Here is a 19,409-nt window from a genome sequence, read left to right as displayed (position 1 = left end):
ATCACCAATCAAAAGAACTTGTGAGAACAGATGGCCTTACAGCTTTACAACACTTTCTCCGGACAGAAAGAACCCTTCCAGCCCCTCGTGGATGACCGCGTGCGCATGTATGTCTGCGGCCCGACGGTATACAACCGCGTGCATATCGGCAATGCGCGCCCGGTGGTCGTGTTCGACACCCTGTATCGCTTGCTGAAGCAAAACTTCAGCGATGTGATTTACGCGCGCAATATCACCGATATCGACGACAAGATCATGAAGGCCGCGCGGGACAACGGCGAAGAGATCGGCGCGCTGTCGGCGCGTTTCGCCGAGGCCTACTTCGAGGACATGGCGGCGCTCAATAATCTGGAGCCGGATGTCATTCCCTATGCGACCCAGCACCTGCCGGAAATGATCGACATGATCGAACGGCTGCTGGAAAAGGGCCACGCCTACGCCGCCGAGGGCCATGTGCTGTTCGCGGTGGACTCCATGGCGGATTACGGCAAGCTGTCCAAGCGCTCCCTCGACGATATGCTCGCCGGTGCGCGGGTGGAAGTGGCGCCCTACAAGAAGTACGCCGGTGATTTCGTGCTGTGGAAGCCGTCCAAGGATGACGAGCCCGGCTGGGACAGCCCCTGGGGTCGCGGCCGGCCCGGCTGGCACCTGGAGTGCTCGGCGATGATCAAGAAGCACCTGGGCGAGACCATCGATATTCACGGCGGCGGCCGCGATCTGACGTTCCCGCACCACGAGAACGAGCGCGCCCAGAGCTGCTGCGCCAACGGTGTGGACTTTGTGCGCTACTGGATGCACAACGGCTACGTCAATATTGAAGGCGAGAAGATGTCCAAGTCCCTGGGCAACTTCCGCATGGTCAACGACCTGCTCAAGCAGTATCCGGGCGAGGTGCTGCGCTTCGCACTGCTGTCGGCCCACTATCGCTCGGAACTGAATTTCAGCGCCGACTTGCTGGACCAGGCCTGGCGCAGTCTCGACTCACTCTACGGTGCGCTGCGGGAGACCGAAGCCGTGCCTGCGGCCGAGGTGGATCTCGGCAGTTCCGCGTTTATGGCCGCGCTCGAAGATGACCTGAATACGCCGATCGCGATCAGCGAGCTGCACCAGATCGCCAAGGACCTGAACAAGGCTGAGGCAGGTGACAAGGCGCGCCTGAAAGGGCTGCTGCTGCGTGCGGGCGAGATGCTCGGCATACTGCAGCAGGACCCGGAAGCCTGGTTCCAGCAGGTTCGCGGCGGCGAGTCGATTTCCGCAGAGGAAATTGAACAGCTGATCGCGGAACGCGCCCAGAGCAAAAAGGACAAAAATTACGCCCGCTCTGACGAAATCCGCGAGGAGTTGAAGTCCAAGGGTGTGGTGCTTGAAGATAGCCGCGAAGGCACCAAGTGGCGGCGGGAGTAATTACGCGCTATTAACTGGTGTCGTTATGCCGGCACAGGCTCTGTGCTGTTATGACGACATAAATTCATACGTAGACATAACTAGAAATAAACCATGAAAAAAATCTTTGTCTTGTCCTTTTCTACACTTGCCCTGATCACTCTCACTGCCTGTGAGCCCAAGCGCGGCTCGGAGAAGTGGTGCAAGAAGATGGATGAAATCCCCAAGGGCGAGTGGTCCCTGAACGACGCTGGCGACTACACCAAGCACTGCGTATTCAAGCAAAAGCCTGAAGAAGAGTAAGCGGAATCGACGCCGTTGTTCTTCGTCGATTCCTATCAGCACTTCTTTCGCCCCCTTACCGGAAAATACCGCGAGCAGGTGGTGGAATGCCTGCGCCTGCTGTATGAGCGGCTGTATACCGCCAAGGCGGATTATGGCGAGTCGTTGGCGCGCGAGCAGATCCTGGAGATTTTCAGCGAGGCGCTGACCCGGGCACCGCAACTGGACGGCGATGACGACAACCCGGAATCTGAGGGGCGTTTTCGCAATCTCCGCGAGCAGGCGGTCTGGGTGCTGAATAGCCTGGTGGAATTCGGCTGGCTGGAAAAGCAGGTGGACAGCGCGACGCTGTCCGCCACTTTTCCGTTCAGTCGCCGCGGGCGCCTGTTCACCCAGCCGCTGGTGGAGGTGGACAGTGCCCGCGTGCGCACCCGCCACCGCAATACCCGCAACACCCTCAATGCACTGGAAGCGTTCGCGGCCCGGGGGGAGATTCACGACCTCATCGATGCCTGGGAGTACTCGGAGCGCATCGTTGCCGACTTCACTGACATGATCGCGGAGCTCGAAGAGCGCAAGCGGGAAATGGTGCGGGAAGTAGAGGCCCAGCTGCTGGTGCAACAGGCCACCGACGAATTCTTTTCGTTTATGGAGAGCCGCTTCCAGCCGGATCTGGCGATTCGCCTGTCTGCCGACAGCGTGGAGAAACACCGCGATGCCATCGGCCGCGTCATTGCGCGGATTCGCCGCAAGGAGAAAACTCTCAAGGCGGAGTGGGAGAGGCGCCTGCGGCAAATGTTGCCGGAGCTGGTGGAGGAGGGACGATCACTGCTGTGGCTGATGCTCGACACCATCGAGGACCGTATGCGCCGCGCCTGCGAGGTCAAACTGCCTGCGCTACGCCGGGCACTGCAGGGCTTTACCAAGCGCGCCGACATCATTATCCGCCAGCTCAGCTATCTGCACAGCCAGTCCGAGGGCGAGTTCACCGACCTGTGCCAGCGCCTCGGTGACAATGCAGAGAAATCGGCATTGCTGGATCGCCTCGGCGGCGAACTGGGTGGATTCCAGTTGCGTCTGTTCGACCCGAAACAGACCCAGTTGTGGCAGCGCAGCCGCCGACAGCCGGTCAACACCCGGGTCGAGGACGAAGCGCCACTGGCGGAAGAGAGTCGCCGTGACATACTGTTGCAGCAACTGCTGGACCAGGCTTTCAATTTTAATAGCAGCGATCTGCGTGAATATCTGCAGAAGGCACTGGGCAGTGGTCGTCGTATCAACAGTCGCGATCTGCCACTGGAAGATGCCCGCGATCTTTTGGCGATGAGTCACATGGTCGAAGCGGCCGCGGTAAACCAGGCCGGCACCGCCGCGGTGCAGGTAGAGTTTACCGGGGCGACCGCCAGTAACGACTACTTTGTCCAATTTGACGAATACATTCTGGAACTGAAAGAAAGTGATTGAACAGGCCTTGGAAGAAGCGCTGGCCCAGTGTCGCCTGACGCGCGGAGAGTTTTCCGAACTGTTGGTGCGCCTGTTGGATTACGGCGTTATCTGCCGTGACGAGAGTCAGGTGGAAACGGTTCTGTACGACCGCTTCCAGCGCTGTGAACAGCTGATCCGTGAGTGGCTGGCCCCTTTAGGCCTGCGCTTGCAGCACGACAGTCGCTTCCAGTTTATCCGCGTGTACCCGCCGGGTGCCGAGGTACCCGGCATGCCTGACCAGGAAGAACCTCATCACGGCGGTTTTCGCGCGCGCCTGAGCCAACAGGAGGTGGCGGCGATCCTGGTGCTGCGTGTCGAATACGACAAGGCGCTCAGGGAAGGGCAGGTGGATGAAAGCGGCTGCGCCGCACTGTCGCTGGAAGCGCTGGAACTGGGGCTTCGCAACCTGTTGAAGATGTCGCTGCCGGACAAGCTGGCGGAGCGCAAAAACCTGCTAAAGAAGCTGCGCCAGTTGCGCCTGGTGCAATTTGCCGGCGAGGAAACCGAATCCCTTGCGGAAATCTGGTTGCGGGTGCGCCCGACCGTTGCCCATTTTGTCAGCGAGGAGACATTGCAGCAGCTGTTCGACGGACAGCCGCAAGAAGAACAGGTAAAAGAACTCGAGCAGCGCATCACGCCGAACAGCGAAGATCATAGTCTGTTCGTGGGTACTGAATCCGATTAGTGGTTGTAGGAGCCTGCTTGCAGGCGAAAGGCTACGAAGCCCTGATCATTTCGCCAGCAAGCAGGCTCCTACAGCGAAAAATCCGTAGGGTGGGCAAAGCGCGGCGTGCCCATCAGTCTGGCCTGATGGGTACATCGCTTCGCTCCTTTGCCCATCCTACAAAATGCGCAGCATTTAAAAATATGAACAGGCATCTACGTCGAATAAAAATATGTTTCTGAAAAAACTGATCCTGATCAACTGGGGCAATATTCCCCAGCTGGAATACGAGTTCGGGCCGATCAATCTGTTTTCCGGTGGCAATGGCTCCGGTAAGACGACGGCTGCCGATGCCATCCAGACGTTGATGACGGCGGCGCACGATACGCTGTTTACCTTCAATCCGGGCCAGGACGAAACCACCCAGCGCGGTCGCGGTGGCAAGCAGGTGCGCACGCTCGCCTCTTATGTGCTCGGCTGTGATGACGGCAGCTACGCGCGCCTGCAGCCAACCGACTGTTATATCGCCGGTGTTTTCTATCCCACTGCCGGTGAGGACAGCGATCCCTTCACGTCGGTGATGGCGATTCGCGCGCATCTGGATAGCAGCAGCAAGCCCGCCCAGGCGCGACAGAACGACCTGCGTTTCTTTATATTCCCCGGTGAGCAGCTGTCCATCGGTGACTTTATTCGCGAGTACAAGGACGGCAAGCACCTGCTGCCGCTGGACAAGTTCTATTCCGTGCTCGGCAAGCAGTTCGAACGGGTTGAACAGTACGATAAGAAGAAGGCCTATCTGCGCCGCCTCTACGGGGCTCTGCGCGGTCGTCGCGATGCGGTGCCCGACCGCGAGGCCACGCACGCGGCGCGGACCTTTGCTAATTTCATGGCGTACAAACCGGTCAAGAGCATCAATGATTTCGTCGCCCAGGAAGTGCTGGAGAAGCGCGATCTGGGGGATGCCATCCGCTCGGTTTCCGAGCTGATGAAGACGATCCACGCGATGGAGCAGGAGGCGCGCCAGATCGTCGAGCGCGTTTCCTCGCTGGAGCAGATCGCGCAGTCCGCGGACCTCTATCGCGAGCAGTGGCTGCAGTTGCGGATACAGGAATACCTGCAGGCGCGCCATCGTCAGCTGCGCTTGCAGAAGACCTATCTCGCCGGCAAGCACAATCAACAGCAGTTGCGTGCGGATCTGCAAACCAACGAGCGCGAGGCGCGCATCGCCGTCGAGCGCAGTGAACAGCTCAATCAGCAATTGGTGGAGTTGCAGGCACAGCGGTTGGGCATCGACGCCCTGCGCAGCAAGGACCAGCTGGAGCAGCGCATCAATGGCGCGCACCGGCAGTTGTCGGAGCAGGGCGCTCCCCTCGCTGCCCAGGAACGGCAGTGGCAGCGCAATCGCGAAGCCGCCGAAGAGTTACTGAGCCTGTTGAACGGTACTGCCGCGGAACTGGAAATTCCCACGCTGGGTAACAAGGCCCTGGTGCAATGTATCAAGCAGGTGGCGCGGGAAGAGGAGTTGCCGGATCTGCACAAGTTGCTCGGCAAGGACTGGATCGACCTGTCCGCGCTGGAACCGCTGCGAGATCGGGCGGCGAGCAGTGAGGCACTGCACAACAAGCTGCACGGGTTGCTCGCCAGTGCCGATACCGGCGAAACAGCCCAGGGCGAAAACAAGAGCCTGCGCGAGCAAATCACGCAACAGGTGTCCCGCTGGGAGCTGAAGGTGCAGCAGCTGCAGAAGCAACTGCACACTCAGGAAAACCGCATTCAGCACCTGCAGGCTAATCGCGTGCGCTATCCGCAATCGGTGGAGCAGGCCCTGGCGGCGATTCGCGAGCAGTGTCCGCAGGCCGAGCCGCGGGTACTGTGTGACTACGTGGAAGTGCTGGACGAGCGTTGGCAGATGGCCGTGGAGGGTTATCTTGGCGGCGCGCGCTTCTCGATTATCGTGGAGCCGGAACACGAGGCGGCGGCGATTCGCATCGTGCGCAATATGCCCGGCCGCAGTAATCGCGCGCGGGTCATCCAGGGAGACAAGGCGCGCCGGGATGCGGAGCGGGCGTCTGTGTCCAAGGATTCCATCGTCGAGCTGATGGAATTCAACCACAAGACCGCGGAGTACTATCTGCGAGCCTCCTACGGCTCGGTACTGCAGGTGCAGGATGAACACGAACTGCGCGGCACGCGCCGTGGCCTGACTGCAGACGGACTGGCCAGCGGCAACTACAGCATGTGGCGCTGCGACATCGACGACGCCGAACTGGTTTTCGGCCAGGGTGCCCGCGCGCGCGCGTTGGCAGCGCAGCAGCAGGCACTGGAGCAACTGCTGGCGGAAGCCTCTCAGGTCAGTGACCAGTACCAGCTGTACCGCCGCGTCGCCGCGGCCGCGCGTGAGCTGAGCGGCTTGCAGCTGCTGCCGGTGGTGGATGCCGCACTGGGAGCCCAACGCGAGTGGCGCAGCGCTGAACAGGCGCTGGAAAACCTCGACCTGCAGGACTGTGAGCAGCTCGAGCAGCAGGTTGCCGAGCTTAAAGTGCAGCTGCAGGCACAGCAGAAAGTTCAGGCCGGACTGCAACACGACGCCGGCAAGCTGGAGCGGGATCTGGAAAATACCGGCAAGCAGCTGAAAGCGCTGTCGGCCGAACTGGATACCCTCGACGATGCGCTCAGCGACCGCGAGGCCGCGGTGCGTCGAATTGCGCAGATCACACCGGACTACGATGCCGAGAAGGTCCTCGAACAGGCGGACGAGCAGGCAGAGCGCGCCGGTGACAATTTTGATTTCGGTGCCGATCTCGAAGAGTGGCAGGGGCTGCTGGAAAAATACTGTCGCCAGCTGGACCGGGCAGTGATGGAATACAACGCCAACTGTGCCGCCGGCGACACGCTGGCGTTTGAGCCGGACCTGGGCGCCGGCCACGACGAGGTGCTGTTCAAACTGGTGTGCAGCCTGCACAACCAGGTAGAAGCAATGCGCAACCGCCTGAAAAACAATCTTTTGGTGGACCGGCACGAACAGTTGCTGGGGCTAAAGAAGTCGTTCAACACCACCTTTGTCACGCACCTGTGCCACGCGATTTACCAGTCCATCAACGACGGCAAGCGGGTTCTGGACGACCTGAACAAGGAGCTGGAGCATCACCGCTTCGGTGCCGACCGCGAACGCTTCCGCTTCGCCTACAGTTGGGTACCGGAATTCAGGGAATACTGGAATTTCTTCAAGGCGGTGATCGAGCTGCCGAATCTGGGCGAAGAAGAAAACCTGTTCGATGCCCAGTTATCCCAGGCGCATATGAAGGTGCGCGACAAGCTGTTGAATATGCTGTTGAGCGAGGATGAACAGGTGGCGCGGCGGGAGCTGGATCGCATCAGCGATTATCGCAACTACCGCAACTACGAGATCTTTAAGGAGCCGGAGGGCAAGGAACCGATTGCGCTGAGCCAGTACGGCACCGGCTCCGGGGGCCAGCTGGAGACGCCGGCCTATATCATTCGCTCGGCGGCGGTGACGTCGGCCTTCCGCTTCAACGAGGGCAGCAGCCACCTGCAGATGGTACTGGTGGACGAGGCCTTCTCGAAAATGGACGAGTCCCGCTCGAAAGAGGTGATCCGCTACCTGACGGAGACCCTCGGCCTGCAACTGCTGTTCATTATGCCGAGCAGCAAGTCCGGGCCGTTTATGGATCTGATCTCCAATCAGTTCGTGTTCAGTAAATGCCCGAGTGCCAGGCCCGTCGGCCAGCTCAACACCCGCGTGTATGTGGACCGCAAAGTCTGTAACCGGGAAAAGATCACCGAGCTGTGGGCCAATCATCGCCGCACGATTCGGCAGCAGGCATCACTGGACTTTATGGAAATGGTGGAAGGGTAACCGCGAGCGCTTTTTCATTCTCGAGCGACGTCCGGGTGCTCCCGCAGCGGAATCGAGGAAACGAGGAGGAGACGATGGGGAGGCAGATACCCGAGTGGGTGGCTGCAAATCCGGTGATTGCTGGCCTGCTGAAATATGTGCTCGACAGGCGCGACGAGCAGATTCTAGCCGGAGAGCAGAAGCAGATCAGGATTACGCTGAACCCGGACAAGGCTCCCCGCGCGCTGCGCGCCGCACTTGCGCCTTTCAGTGACCCCGCCTACGACGACGGCGAGCTCTGGGACGAGCTAGTGTGGCTGTCTCGTGATTACCAATGTTTCTCCATCAAACCGCCGGCCCGCCGATCTGTAGGTGCCGCGGCCTGGAAAGGGGCGCATCTCTACTTCAGCGAGGGTTGTGAGCAACTCGTCCGCGATTGGTTGCAGCGAGAGCGGCCACTACTTGTGGATCCGGAGTGGCAGGCGGCGCTGGCGCGATTTTCGCAGCATTTCGAGAGTGTGGAAGTTTTCCCGCCTGGAGGTCTCGAACTAGACCCTGGATTCGAAAATTTTGAACAGCTGTTAGGTTGCTGGGCGCGTGTGAGACAAGAGCTGGATTGCGGGGGAAGTCTATCTTGGCGCCAACTATCTGCACGTTGCTTTCTTGGTGACTCCAAATATTTGGATTCCAGCTGGCGCCAGTCACTAGTGCGCGGACTTTTTCCTTCGCGAAGCGGCAAGATATGTGAGCGGCCGTTGTTAATGCATCTATATTTGCCCGTACGCGTCGAGCAGGTATTGCTGATCGAAAATCAAGATTCCTTTCTGTTGTTAGCCGATCTGCAACCCGGATCTACCGCGTTGGTATACATTGAAGGCTATCGTGGCGGAGCAGCGCGGGTGCGCGCTCCGGGTGTCGCGCGCTTTAGTACAGTGAATGACGCATCGACGGTAGTGCGGCGGGAATTTCTGCAATGGTGGCAGGGGCAGGCTGACAGGGAATTGCCGGTATATTTTTGGGGCGACTTGGATTGCGAGGGTATGCATATCGCTGCGGCACTCAGGCATAGTTTCCGAGCGCTCGATTGCTGGCGGCCAGGGTATATGTCGCTGCTGGATAGGTTGCGAGCCGGTGGTGGTCATTTGCCGGAGCAGGCGGGGAAGCAGGGCCAGAAGTCGATATCGTCAACGGGCTGCGAATATGCCGACAGGGTTCTGATCCCCGCGATTAGGGCGTCTGGGCGCTATGTGGACCAAGAGGCAATCGCACACGAGCAGCTCACGGCCATCTGTACGGTTGGCGGCTTGTGATCCTGGAGAGGAGCGCGTAATTGCTTTCCGGGTGAATATCTAAGAGTATCTTTGGTTGACTGAGAGCGGGTAGTCAGTTTTGGCCATTGCAAACAGTGCGCAACTTCTCGGAAGATGCGCGCAATTTGCTGTAAATATTACCTTTCGCTCAATTAAAGGGATTTTTTCGGAGATTGCTATGCGTCAGTTTTCCATACTGGTCATTTTCGTTTTGGCTTTTGGCGGCGCGGCGGTGCTGTATGAGAAAGAGAGCCGCAAAGTCAAAGGGGTGCTCGCCCAGATCACCGAACTGCAGGCGCAACTGGGCGATCTGCAGGCGGAGGTCAATCGCCTTAACGGCGAACTGGAAGCGGTCAAGTTGGCGGAGCGCCGCCGTCCCAACCTGAAAACCATCGCCAGTCGAATCCATACGGAGGATCGTCCGGCCGTGATTAACCGCACCCAGGCGCGTAGCGCTGAGGCCCGGTCGCATCAACTGATCGCCTCCGACGTAACCAGCGCACCGCCGGCGATACATGGCCGCGGCGAAGACGAAACCGTGGGTGACAGCGAATGGAATCGTCCGACGGTGGACGCGGAACAGTACCAGCGCGAAAGCGCCGATGAGTCCGGCAGTGAACGAGCGGTCGCAGATCCCTATCAGTAAGCGACAGAATCTCGCTATTGAATCTCAGTTGAAAAGCCCCCAAATTGTCCGCAACCAGCGTCCCGGCGCTGCGGACAATTTGGGGGCTTTGTCGTTGCGACTCGGCAAAATCCCAATTAAGTAGCCGGTAAGGAGCGGATCTACTCATGTCATCGAGCACGTTTTACTCATCACTGAACGAACAACTCGCGGGTCTGTTGTCAGGCGAAAGGGACTGGCTGGCCAATACCGCCAATGCCAGTGCGCTACTGTTTATGGAGCTCGAGGATATCAACTGGGCCGGCTTTTATTTCCTGCACGGTGACGAGTTGCGTCTGGGGCCCTTCCAGGGCAAGCCGGCCTGCACGCGCATCCCGGTCGGTACCGGTGTCTGTGGCACCGCGGTTGCGACTGGTGAGTCCCAGCTGGTGGAGGATGTCCACCAGTTTCCGGGGCACATTGCCTGTGATGCGGTATCCGCCTCTGAAGTGGTAATCCCCCTCTACGATGGCGAGCGCTGCCTAGGGGTGCTGGATATCGACAGCCCCAGCGTGGCCCGCTTCGCCGCGGAGGACCTGGCCGGGTTACAGGAGTTTGCCCGGGTCTTGCTGGATGCGACCGATCTCTCTGGTGCCTGATGGCGCTGCTGTGGCAGAAAAGGGTTGGTGACTGCCACTATCAGGTTCGCAGTCACGGCGCCAGCGTGCGCCTGTACAGCAATGGTGTCTTCCACTCCCAGTGGAACCCGCGGGATCCGCTAAAAGGATCCCTGTGGGAGTTACTGCTGTTGCCGGCTTTTTTCCGTTCTGAGCAGCAGATTCGATCGGTGCTTCTACTGGGCGTTGGCGGCGGTGCGCTGATCCGGCTCCTGCAGCAGTTTTTCACCCCGACCAGAATTGTCGGCGTGGATCTCGATCCGACCCATCTGGATATCGCACGTCGGTATTTCGGTGTGCGCAATGCGGAGCTGGTGTGTGACGATGCGAGCAACTTTGTTGCAGGTCTTGTCGGTGGGGTAGAACCAGATACCTTCGACCTGATTATTGATGACCTTTTCGGTCACAGTGCGGGCGAAGCGGAGCGTACGGTTGCTGCTGATACCTCCTGGTGCCGCAAACTCCTGGGACTATTGAGCTCAGATGGAGTTCTGGTCTGCAATTTCGGCAGCCGGCGTGAACTGTTGGCTAGCGGCTGGTGTGACCGGTGCGTTCGCGCACAGCTTCACGGCGGTTGGACCGCAGAGCTCCCCGCCTATGAAAACGCAGTGCTGGCGGTCAGCAGGCAACCCTTGTCGCTGACCGATCTGGCGGCGACCGCTCCCGACAAGATCAACCCCGCTAATCCATCGCGTCGGCTGGATTGTCGCCTGCGACGATTGATCTGATTTTTCCCCAAATACAAGCCTTCTGTTGCGCCATTATCGGTTGGCGCCCTTTCGCACTGCGTGTCTATACTGAAAAAAGGCATTTGTTTTCCCGGGAATGGTCGATGCGCTACAAAACTGTGGAGGAAGTAATCCAGGAAGGGCGAGATTTCCATGCCAAACTGGCGCAGCAATACGGCGAATACGAACAGCTGGCCACCAACAGGCGTATAGAGCTGTTGCTGGATCAGCTGAAACGGCGCGAGGATTCCATGAAGCACTCACTGGAAAATTTCCGCGCCGACCTGACCCCCGGGGCTCTACACACCTGGGTCCAGTTTGCGCCCGAGGGGCGCGAGAAGGAATTCCTGCAGCGGCTGCGCAATGTCGATATCGATAACCTCGACGATATTGCCAAGCTGGCGCTGGATATCGAAATGTACCTGGCGGACCAGTACCGAGATCTGGCGCAGGGGGCGGAAACACCTTCCGCGCGGGATGCATTCGAACGTCTGCGACAGCTGGAAGAGCTGGAAGAGCACACGCTGTCGATGAATTTATTTAATTTGCGGGACTACTGAGTCTCAGACGAGTGCAAAGGGAAGGGTGTCGGGCGCTGTTACTGGCTCAGGCGATACACGCAAAATCCCTGCTCATTAGCCAACTGCTCCACAGTGGCGAAGTGGTCGCGTCCTTTCCGTGCCAATGGAATAAATTCGTTGACGACAAACAGCGCGTATCCGCTGTTTTTTAACAGCCGCGCGCTCTGGCGCAGGAAGCGATCGGTGAGATCCCCTTCCACCTGAAAACCCTGGTGAAAAGGCGGATTGCAAATCAACAGGTCGGCGATATTGGTTTCCAGTTCTGCGCCTGCATCTGATGGCACCACGGCACCGTCCAGGTTCCGATCCGCGAAATTTTCTCGGCAGGCAATCAGCGCTGCGGCGTTGTTGTCGGTAGCGGTGAAGTGGTAGTTTCCCTGCGCGGCCAGCTGGGTGCTCAGGTAACCGTAACCGCAGCCGAGATCGACCACATGGGCGCCGTCGCTCGGTAGACATTGCGAAAACTGCTCGGCAAGCAGGGCGCTGCCGCGATCGATTTTATTCCAGCCGAAAAGTCCGGGTTTACTGTAGAGACCATTTAGCGTCTCGAGCCGACGCAACTCGCAGTAGCCCTGATCGTCAGCTTTTTCTCCGCTGTGGGACTGCAGCGGATTAGTGCTGACATAGTCGCTGCCGTGTTTCTGCAGTTGCTTGGCGCAGCCGAAGCGTTGCGCTGCTTTGGCAGCATAGGTTTTTATGCCACTCTGCTTGCCCCCTATCAGTACCAGTTCACCCCCTTCACCGAGAAACTCCGCGGCCCGGTTGATGACATGGTGCACGACGGCCTTTTCCTTGGAAACGGGAAAGACAATGCGGCGGTAGTTGCGCCCGAGTTCTTCAAAGTGAAAATCGCTGAAAAAACTGCGCGCGGTTTTTCCCTCTGCCAGCCTGGCGATATCCCAGCGGTTGCTGAGCAAGTCACCGCCAAAATTAAACCCTTGCTGCAGCAGTGCCTTGCTGTTCTCGTCGGCGATCCACAGGGTTTCGCGGGGGGCGTTTTGCAGTTCCTGGCAGAGTAGAGTGGCCATGCATTTTCTAGGTTTGTAGGATGGGCAAAGGAGCGCAGCGACGTGCCCATCGGACGGGAGTGATGGGCACGCTGCGCTTTGCCCATCCTACAAAGCTGATAGGTCCTTTATTCTACCGAGGCGACTTCTTCCGGGGTCAGGTAGCGGTAATCCCCTTCCTCGAGATCATCGCTCAGCACGATGTCGCCGATCCGCTCCCGGTGAAGTTCGAGAACCTTGTTGCCGAGCGCGGCGAACATGCGTTTTACCTGGTGGTAGCGCCCTTCACTGATGGTGATGCGCACTTCGTTGGCAAAGAGTATTTCCAGCCTGGCCGGTTTGGTTCTTTTCTTTTCGTTGTCCAGCCAGATGCCCTTGGCAAACTTTTCCACGGCATCTTCCCCGATACGATCGGCCAGGTGAGCGTAGTAGGTCTTGTCGCAATGGCGGCGCGGGGACGTGACCATGTGGGACCACTGGCCGTCATCGGTCAGCAGCACCAGTCCCGTGGTGTCGATGTCCAGGCGCCCGGCGATATGCAGTTTGTGCTTGTTGGGCTCGTCGATAAGGTCGAGCACCGTGGGGTGCTCGCTGTCCTTGGTCGCGCAGACATAGCCCAAGGGTTTGTGCAGCATCAGGTAGCGCGGCCCCGGCTCCAGTAGCGGTTCACCGTCCAGGCACAGGGTATCCGCGATGTCGATCTTGGTGGCGGGGTCGGTGACCACCTCGCCATTGACCGTAATGCGCTCCGCCTTGGCGGCGCGCTTTACTTCGGCGCGGGAGAGATCGGTGACCTGACTTACCGCTTTATCGAGGCGGATTGCGCTAGCCAATCTTGCGCTCGCCGGAATCCACGGACTGATAGATCAGGGTGTTGATCGTCATCGGGCCGACGCCGCCGGGTACCGGGGTATAGGCGGCAACGCGGCCGACCAGCGGGCCCAGTTCGATATCACCGACGCCGCCGGGATGGTAGCCGGCGTCGACCACGACGGCGCCATCCTTGATCCATTCCGCCTTGATAAACTCCGGTTTGCCGACCGCACCAACGATGATGTCGGCGCGACGAATATGGTCGGCCAGGTCCTGGGTGCGGGAGTGGCAGATGGTCACGGTGGCGTTGGCGTTCAGCAGCATGGCCGCCATCGGCTTGCCCAGGATCGGGCTGCGACCCACGACAACGGCGTGCTTGCCGGCGAGTTCAATTTTGTAGGCTTCCAGCAGGCGCATGATGCCCTTGGGGGTCGCGCAGCCATAGGCTTCCTCGCCCATGGCCATACGGCCGAAACCGAGGCAGGTGACGCCATCCACGTCCTTTTCCAGGCTGATCGCGTCAAAGCAGGCGCGCTCGTCGATCTGCGCCGGCACCGGGTGCTGCAGCAGAATGCCGTGTACATTCGGGTTGGCATTCAGTTCTTCGATCTTGGCCAGCAACTGTTCGGTAGTGGTGGAGGAGGGCAGCTCTACCTGCAGGGAGTCCATGCCGACGCGGCGACAGGCGTTACCCTTCATCTTTACATAGGTGGCGGAGGCGGGATCGTCACCGACGAGGATGGTTGCCAGGATCGGGGTCTGGCCACCGCTCTTCTCTTTCAGCGCGGCCACGCGGGCCGACAGTTCCTCTTCCGTTTTCTGTGCCAGGGCTTTGCCGTCCAGAACCAGTGCAGACATAGGTGAAATCTCAAACAAATAAGAATCGTGGACCAACTGGCCGGGGAGGGTCTCCAGTAGCGGTCTGATCACAGGCGACACCGGCCTGAGGCCGCAACTACAGAAGAACCGGTAAATTGCTGCCCGGCCCGGATTTTTGAAGGGCGCTATTTTCGCACAGGCAGCGAATAATTTCCCTACTTGGTCACAGCCTTATATAGAGGGGCTAAACTTCTGCAAAAAGAATAGCTTAGCGCCGTTGACTCCCATGGGGGCTGTCAGTATTATGCGCGCTCTTCGCAAGGGAGGCGGCCTTCGGAACTGCTCTATAGCGGTTGTTCGCGAGACGCGACCCCAGCGATGGAAGAAGTTTACGGGGCATAGCGCAGTCTGGTAGCGCGCCTGCTTTGGGAGCAGGATGTCGGGGGTTCGAATCCCTCTGCCCCGACCAAAACGTTTACCGGGTTTACCTTGCGCCCGTAGCTCAGCTGGATAGAGCATCCGCCTTCTAAGCGGATGGTCGCAGGTTCGAGTCCTGCCGGGCGTGCCAACCTTTTATGGTGGCTTTGAGTCTGGCGGATTCGAAATGGTCCGCTGCCGGCTTGTAGTCGCAGGACTAATCCGGCCCATCAGCGTAGCTGATGGGCGCCAGAACGACCGCAAAGCTGTGCTTTGCAATCGGTCGCTCTGGCCCTGCCGGGCTTATGCTCGGATATCGGCACTGCCACAAGGTGCTGATTACATATCACTTTTATGGTGGCCGTAGCTCAGTTGGTAGAGCACAGGATTGTGGCTCCTGAGGTCGCGGGTTCGATCCCCGTCGGCCACCCCATATTTTTGCCTGTTCAGCGGGCAGCGGAAACCCGGCTTATGCCGGGTTTTTTTGTTTCTGCGCGCAGATGCTATAAGCCGGTTCTTTACCCTGCCTGTAACTTTGCCGGATAATAGGCGCCTGATTCTTTTGATAGCCATTGGTTATATAGGCTGCAGTAAGAAGCATACCGATGAAATCAGACATTTTGGAGAGATTGGTGACAGCGACAACAGTGGAGCGCAAGGCGACAAACGTACATTGGCACGAGGGTGATGTGACTCGCAATGACCGTGCGAGCATTCTCGGCCACAAAGGTGTGACCCTGTGGTTCACCGGTCTGTCTGGCTCTGGCAAAAGCACCGTTGCTGTCGCCGTGGAACAAGCCCTGGCAGCCCGCGGTGTGCTGAGCTATCGCCTGGACGGTGACAATATCCGCCTGGGCATCAACTCCAACCTGGGTTTCTCCGCCGAAGATCGCCAGGAAAATATCCGCCGTGTGGGTGAAATCTCCAAGCTCTTTGCCGACACTGGCGTCGTGGTGCTGAGCAGCTTTATCAGCCCTTACCGCGATGACCGTGAGATGGTGCGGCGGATGCACGTCGAGGGCGACCTGCCTTACCTGGAAGTCTATGTCGACTGCCCGCTGGAAGAGGCGGAGTCCCGCGACCCGAAAGGCCTGTACAAGAAGGCCCGCGCCGGAGAGATCCGCGGCTTCACCGGTATTGACGATCCCTACGAGGCGCCGACAGCGCCTGAATTGCACCTGCGCACCGATCAGATGACTCTCGAGGAAGAAGTCGAGATGATCATTTCCAATCTGCAGGCCCGCGGTATTATCGCCTAAACATCGCTCCTCGCCGGAAGCCCACCCCTGGGCTTCCGCCATTAATACAAATTTCGCTGGACTGCCGTGAATGGCGGTCCGCGTTTCGTTCCCCCTTCCAGTTTAACCAGGCGCCAACTGCCCGTCGGCCCGTCCATCGCCACATATACTCAAGCTGTACCAGATAACGAATTTGCAGCTGTGGAGGCGAATATGGTGGTTCGGAGAGCGTGGCTACTCTCTGGGGTTGTTTTTGCGATCGCAGCAATAGTGGGGTGGGGCATTTGGTTCGGATTTCAAAAGCTGCCAAGGTTGCCCGAAGCACCAAAAGCGCCGGTAGTGGGAGTGCCAGAAGGTGCACTCGAGCATCTGCCCGTGCCAGCCTACGCGGGACCCCATCCCCGAGTAATGGAGCGCCCACCGGAGTATTTTCCTTTCCCTATCACCATCGGCGAAATAGGCCCGGTGGAAACGCTGTTTGCTGGCCCCTCCACTTACCCGTTTTACTGCGGCGAAAATGAAGTCACCGACCGCCAGCCGCTGGTGGATAATCAGCAGCGCGAGGGGGTTCCGGTTTTTGCGTTGGACGAAACGGGGCAGAAGACGGATGAGGTTATCGGTTACAGCCGCGACTGCAGCCACGCCACCCAGGTCAATTATTTCTACCGCAGCACCAACGACGGTGACTTCTATCCGCTGGAGAAGGCAAACGGCGATGTCGATCAGGTAACCGTCAACGGTAAAGTCACCGACTTCGTCGTGCGCCTGGAAACCGGCACGATAAACCGCTTTTTCTATGCCATTGCGGTGTTGAGGGGGAACGGGGAAACGGCAGCGAATCCCCGTGCCAGTAACTGGAACCGGCGGCTGATTTATCAGCTCCGCGGCGGTGTCGGTGTCGGCCGGCGCCAGGGTGATATCAGTAAGGGGGATATCATTACCCGCCGTGCCGACCAGCTCGCGCGCGGCTATGCGATAGCGTTCTCCAACGCCAACCAGACAAGCAATCACTACAATATCTGGCTCGCGGAAGACACGGCGCGGCGCGTGAAAAAGCAGTTTGTGGCGCTCTATGGTGAGCCGCTGTACACGGTCGGTGTCGGTGGCTCCGGCGGCGCAATTCAGCAGTATCTATTCGCGCAAAATGCGCCAGGATTGCTCGATGCGGCTATTCCCCTCTATGCCTATCCCGACATGGTCAGTCAGACCATCTATGTGTTCGATTGTGAACCCCTGGAGTATTTTTTTGACGTGGTTGACGCCGATAACCCCCGTTGGCGCGACGCATCGGAACGCACGGTAATTGAGGGCCTCGCAGCCAATCGCAATGTAGAGAGCCGCTTCCAGTCGCTGAAAAAGGCCGCGGCGCTGTTCGATGGCCGCTACCGGGATGGCACTGAGGGGGCGACCGAGTGTACCCAGGGCTGGCGCGGACTGGTGCCGCTGGTCAATAACCCCAACTTTGTCCATTTCATCAAGAGCTATGCGGATGACGTCGCGGAAAAGGTTCACTGGACCCACTGGGAGGATCTGCGGCAGTTCTACGGCGCCGACCAGACCGGTTACGCCAACAGTGCCTGGGATAACGAGGGCGTGCAGTTCGGACTGCAAGCTCTGGTTCGCGGGTCCATCTCGGTCGACACCTTCCTTCGCATCAATGCGACGATCGGCGGGTGGAAGTCGCAACAGAATCAGGGCGATGAAAAGCTGTGGTTCATGAATGGCTCGCTGTTCCCGGTGGACCTGTCGATGTGGAGCGATCAGAACATGCGACTGGGCAGCCTGGACAGGCCAGCCAGACGTACCCGCGCCAGTCGAGACGCCATTGAAGGTATCTACCGCTCCGGGCATGTATTCCTGGGGGATGTAGAGATTCCCATCATCGATTTGCGCCACTACCTCGATGGCGAGCTGGATATGCACCACAGTTCGGCATCATTTTCGGCGCGAGAACGGATTCGGCGGGCTCGCGGCCACACGGATAACCAGTTGATCTGGGTGAGCCACAAACGTTACACGCCGCTGGATGAGGCGCTGGATACCATGGATCGCTGGATGCAAAACATAATCGAGCATCCGGAGCGCGGCGTTGCGAGCAACAGGCCGGTGGATGCCAGCGATCAGTGCTTCGACAGTGAAGGCAATGTGATGGCCGCTGGTGCCGAGGTCTGGAACGGCGAGTGGAATCACAAGCCTACCGGGGAATGCATGCAGCAGTATCCGATCTACAGTACATCCCGCCAGGTGGCCGGTGCGCCTATTACGGGTGACGTTTTCAAGTGCGCCCTGCAACCGGTGGAAAAGGCGGTAACAAAAGGCATCTATGGTCCGCAGTCTGAGGCAATCGCTGAACATATGGATGAGATGCAGCGGATATTTCCCACTGGCGTCTGTAATTACGATCTGCCAGATCTGGCGAGACCGGGAGGGGACCTGATTCCCGGCGATAGCCCGGTGAGAATCGCCGGGCATCTGATTGCACCGGATTATCGGCTGCCGGTTGATCAGATGGCAGATGACGAAGTGGAGGGGGAGGAGCCGCAACCGGTCTCTGTATCCCTGCCGCCCGAGCAGAGAGTTAATTAATCGCAAGTAATTATTGGCGCGTTTTTTGTTGACAGGCCTGTGCAATCCGGTATGATGCGCGTCGCTCGAGGGGGCAAGGCCCCTGGTTATTAGAGCAAGCGGGTGGTTAGCTCAGTTGGTAGAGCGGCGCCCTTACAAGGCGTAGGTCACAGGTTCGACCCCTGTACCACCCACCACTTCCCTTTCATCTGCCTGGCAGATTATTCAAAGGGAAATCAGGAATGCGGACCGGTAGTTCAGTTGGTTAGAATGCCGGCCTGTCACGCCGGAGGTCGCGGGTTCGAGTCCCGTCCGGTCCGCCATATACGAAAAAGGCCCCCTCGAAAGAGGGGGCCTTTTTCGTATGGGGGGGATCACGGGTGACAAAATTGTCGGGAACAATTTTGGACGCCGGCGCTATGCGGCGGCGCCCACAGGGTGAGGGCCAGGATGGCCCGAATCAGTACCCCGTTCGACAAATTCGCCGGGAGCGAATTTGGACGCCGCAGCGCAGCGGAGGCGCCCGAAGGGCGAGGGCCAGGACGGCCCGAGTCAGTCCCGTCCGGTCCGCCATATACAAAAAAGCCCCGCTCGAAAGAGCGGGGCTTTTTTGTTTCTCGTGTCCCGTCCTGAAATAGGTTGATACTTTGGAGACCTATTAATGGATACCCCTATTCCTACCCGCCCAAAGCGCACCCAGCGTGATTACACCTTGGGCTTTAAATTGGCCGTCGTCGAAGAGGTCGAAAGAGGCGATCTGACGTATAAACAGGCTCAGGATATCTACGGCATTCAGGGTAGAAGCACTGTACTGGTCTGGCTCCGAAAGCATGGTAAGTTGGACTGGTCTTCCACCAGGAGCAGCTCCATGTCAAAGAAGCCAGAAACACCTGCCCAAACCATCAAGCGGCTGGAGCGACAGCTCAAAGACGCCGAGGATCGCCAGTATCTGATGGAGAAGATGATGGAAATCATCGACA

15 protein-coding genes, 5 tRNA genes and 1 pseudogene are annotated in these 19,409 nt (G+C 58.8%); 18 read left to right on the top strand and 3 right to left on the bottom strand.

What is annotated here, in order from left to right; genetic code table 11:
- Positions 1-30 precede the first annotated feature (30 nt).
- The 10 genes from cysS to BUC36_RS18015 all read left to right on the top strand — a co-directional run bounded on the left by cysS (position 31) and on the right by BUC36_RS18015 (position 11,549).
- Positions 31-1,404: a cysteine--tRNA ligase gene (gene cysS / locus BUC36_RS18060; protein ID WP_073277818.1), complete on the top strand. Its 1,374-nt coding sequence runs from the start codon at positions 31-33 to the stop codon at positions 1,402-1,404.
- Between the two features lie 93 nt (positions 1,405-1,497).
- On the top strand, positions 1,498-1,686 hold the full coding sequence (locus BUC36_RS18055) for a DUF3012 domain-containing protein (RefSeq protein ID WP_073277816.1): 189 nt from the start codon (positions 1,498-1,500) through the stop codon (positions 1,684-1,686).
- Between the two features lie 15 nt (positions 1,687-1,701).
- A complete protein-coding gene (locus BUC36_RS18050; RefSeq protein WP_073277814.1) occupies positions 1,702-3,129 on the top strand; it encodes a Wadjet anti-phage system protein JetA family protein in 1,428 nt (475 codons plus the stop codon).
- Positions 3,122-3,835, top strand: coding sequence for a DUF4194 domain-containing protein (locus BUC36_RS18045; RefSeq protein ID WP_073277812.1), 714 nt, complete (start codon positions 3,122-3,124; stop codon positions 3,833-3,835). The genes BUC36_RS18050 and BUC36_RS18045 overlap by 8 nt, the downstream gene beginning before the upstream one ends.
- 211 nt (positions 3,836-4,046) lie before the next feature.
- Positions 4,047-7,691 (top strand): ATP-binding protein, encoded by a 3,645-nt coding sequence (locus BUC36_RS18040; RefSeq protein WP_073277810.1) that lies wholly within the window; start codon positions 4,047-4,049, stop codon positions 7,689-7,691.
- A gap of 74 nt (positions 7,692-7,765) precedes the next feature.
- Entirely contained in the window at positions 7,766-8,980 is a 1,215-nt protein-coding gene (locus BUC36_RS18640; RefSeq protein WP_084536270.1) for a Wadjet anti-phage system protein JetD domain-containing protein, read from the top strand.
- Between the two features lie 178 nt (positions 8,981-9,158).
- Positions 9,159-9,626 carry a hypothetical protein gene (locus tag BUC36_RS18030; protein WP_073277808.1) on the top strand — a complete coding sequence of 156 codons (468 nt, stop codon included), beginning with the start codon at positions 9,159-9,161 and terminating at the stop codon, positions 9,624-9,626.
- Between the two features lie 146 nt (positions 9,627-9,772).
- Positions 9,773-10,243 (top strand): GAF domain-containing protein, encoded by a 471-nt coding sequence (locus BUC36_RS18025; protein WP_073277806.1) that lies wholly within the window; start codon positions 9,773-9,775, stop codon positions 10,241-10,243.
- A complete protein-coding gene (locus BUC36_RS18020) occupies positions 10,243-10,989 on the top strand; it encodes a methyltransferase domain-containing protein (RefSeq protein WP_073277804.1) in 747 nt (248 codons plus the stop codon). Before BUC36_RS18025 ends, BUC36_RS18020 begins: the two co-directional genes overlap by 1 nt.
- Positions 10,990-11,093: 104 nt before the next feature.
- A complete protein-coding gene (locus tag BUC36_RS18015; RefSeq protein ID WP_073277802.1) occupies positions 11,094-11,549 on the top strand; it encodes a Rho GTPase-activating protein in 456 nt (151 codons plus the stop codon).
- Positions 11,550-11,587: 38 nt separating this feature from the next.
- Here BUC36_RS18015 and BUC36_RS18010 read toward each other — a convergent pair whose 3' ends face one another.
- From BUC36_RS18010 to folD, 3 genes are all read right to left on the bottom strand, one after another.
- The gene (locus BUC36_RS18010; protein WP_073277800.1) at positions 11,588-12,598 is read right to left on the bottom strand and encodes a class I SAM-dependent methyltransferase; all 1,011 of its coding nucleotides are present in this window, start codon (positions 12,596-12,598) and stop codon (positions 11,588-11,590) included.
- A 107-nt stretch (positions 12,599-12,705) separates the two neighbouring features.
- Positions 12,706-13,410, bottom strand: a complete 705-nt coding sequence (gene rsuA / locus BUC36_RS18005; protein ID WP_143187044.1) for a 16S rRNA pseudouridine(516) synthase RsuA — start codon at positions 13,408-13,410, stop codon at positions 12,706-12,708.
- Entirely contained in the window at positions 13,403-14,248 is an 846-nt protein-coding gene (folD, locus tag BUC36_RS18000) for a bifunctional methylenetetrahydrofolate dehydrogenase/methenyltetrahydrofolate cyclohydrolase FolD (protein ID WP_073277798.1), read from the bottom strand. The genes rsuA and folD overlap by 8 nt, the downstream gene beginning before the upstream one ends.
- A 353-nt stretch (positions 14,249-14,601) precedes the next feature.
- Here folD and BUC36_RS17995 point away from each other — a divergent pair.
- The 8 genes and pseudogenes from BUC36_RS17995 to BUC36_RS17960 form a co-directional block, all read left to right on the top strand.
- A tRNA-Pro gene (locus BUC36_RS17995) sits at positions 14,602-14,678 on the top strand.
- A gap of 22 nt (positions 14,679-14,700) precedes the next feature.
- Positions 14,701-14,777, top strand: a tRNA-Arg gene (locus BUC36_RS17990).
- 206 nt (positions 14,778-14,983) lie between these two features.
- Positions 14,984-15,059: transfer RNA gene (locus BUC36_RS17985), tRNA-His, on the top strand.
- 199 nt (positions 15,060-15,258) lie between these two features.
- Positions 15,259-15,885 carry an adenylyl-sulfate kinase gene (cysC, locus tag BUC36_RS17980; RefSeq protein WP_234995062.1) on the top strand — a complete coding sequence of 209 codons (627 nt, stop codon included), beginning with the start codon at positions 15,259-15,261 and terminating at the stop codon, positions 15,883-15,885.
- A 444-nt stretch (positions 15,886-16,329) separates the two neighbouring features.
- Complete coding sequence (locus BUC36_RS17975) at positions 16,330-18,450, top strand: DUF6351 family protein (protein ID WP_234995061.1); 2,121 nt, start codon at positions 16,330-16,332, stop codon at positions 18,448-18,450.
- A 100-nt stretch (positions 18,451-18,550) separates the two neighbouring features.
- A tRNA-Val gene (locus BUC36_RS17970) sits at positions 18,551-18,626 on the top strand.
- 49 nt (positions 18,627-18,675) lie between these two features.
- Positions 18,676-18,752, top strand: a tRNA-Asp gene (locus tag BUC36_RS17965).
- 338 nt (positions 18,753-19,090) lie between these two features.
- Positions 19,091-19,409 (top strand): annotated as a pseudogene (locus tag BUC36_RS17960) (IS3 family transposase); the annotation flags it as partial.

Origin of the sequence: Microbulbifer donghaiensis (assembly GCF_900129095.1) — a bacterium.
GTDB classification, from domain to species: Bacteria; Pseudomonadota; Gammaproteobacteria; order Pseudomonadales; family Cellvibrionaceae; genus Microbulbifer; species Microbulbifer donghaiensis.
The sequence above is the reverse complement of the archived record's forward strand: the minus strand, read 5'-3'. Positions and strand labels throughout refer to the sequence as shown.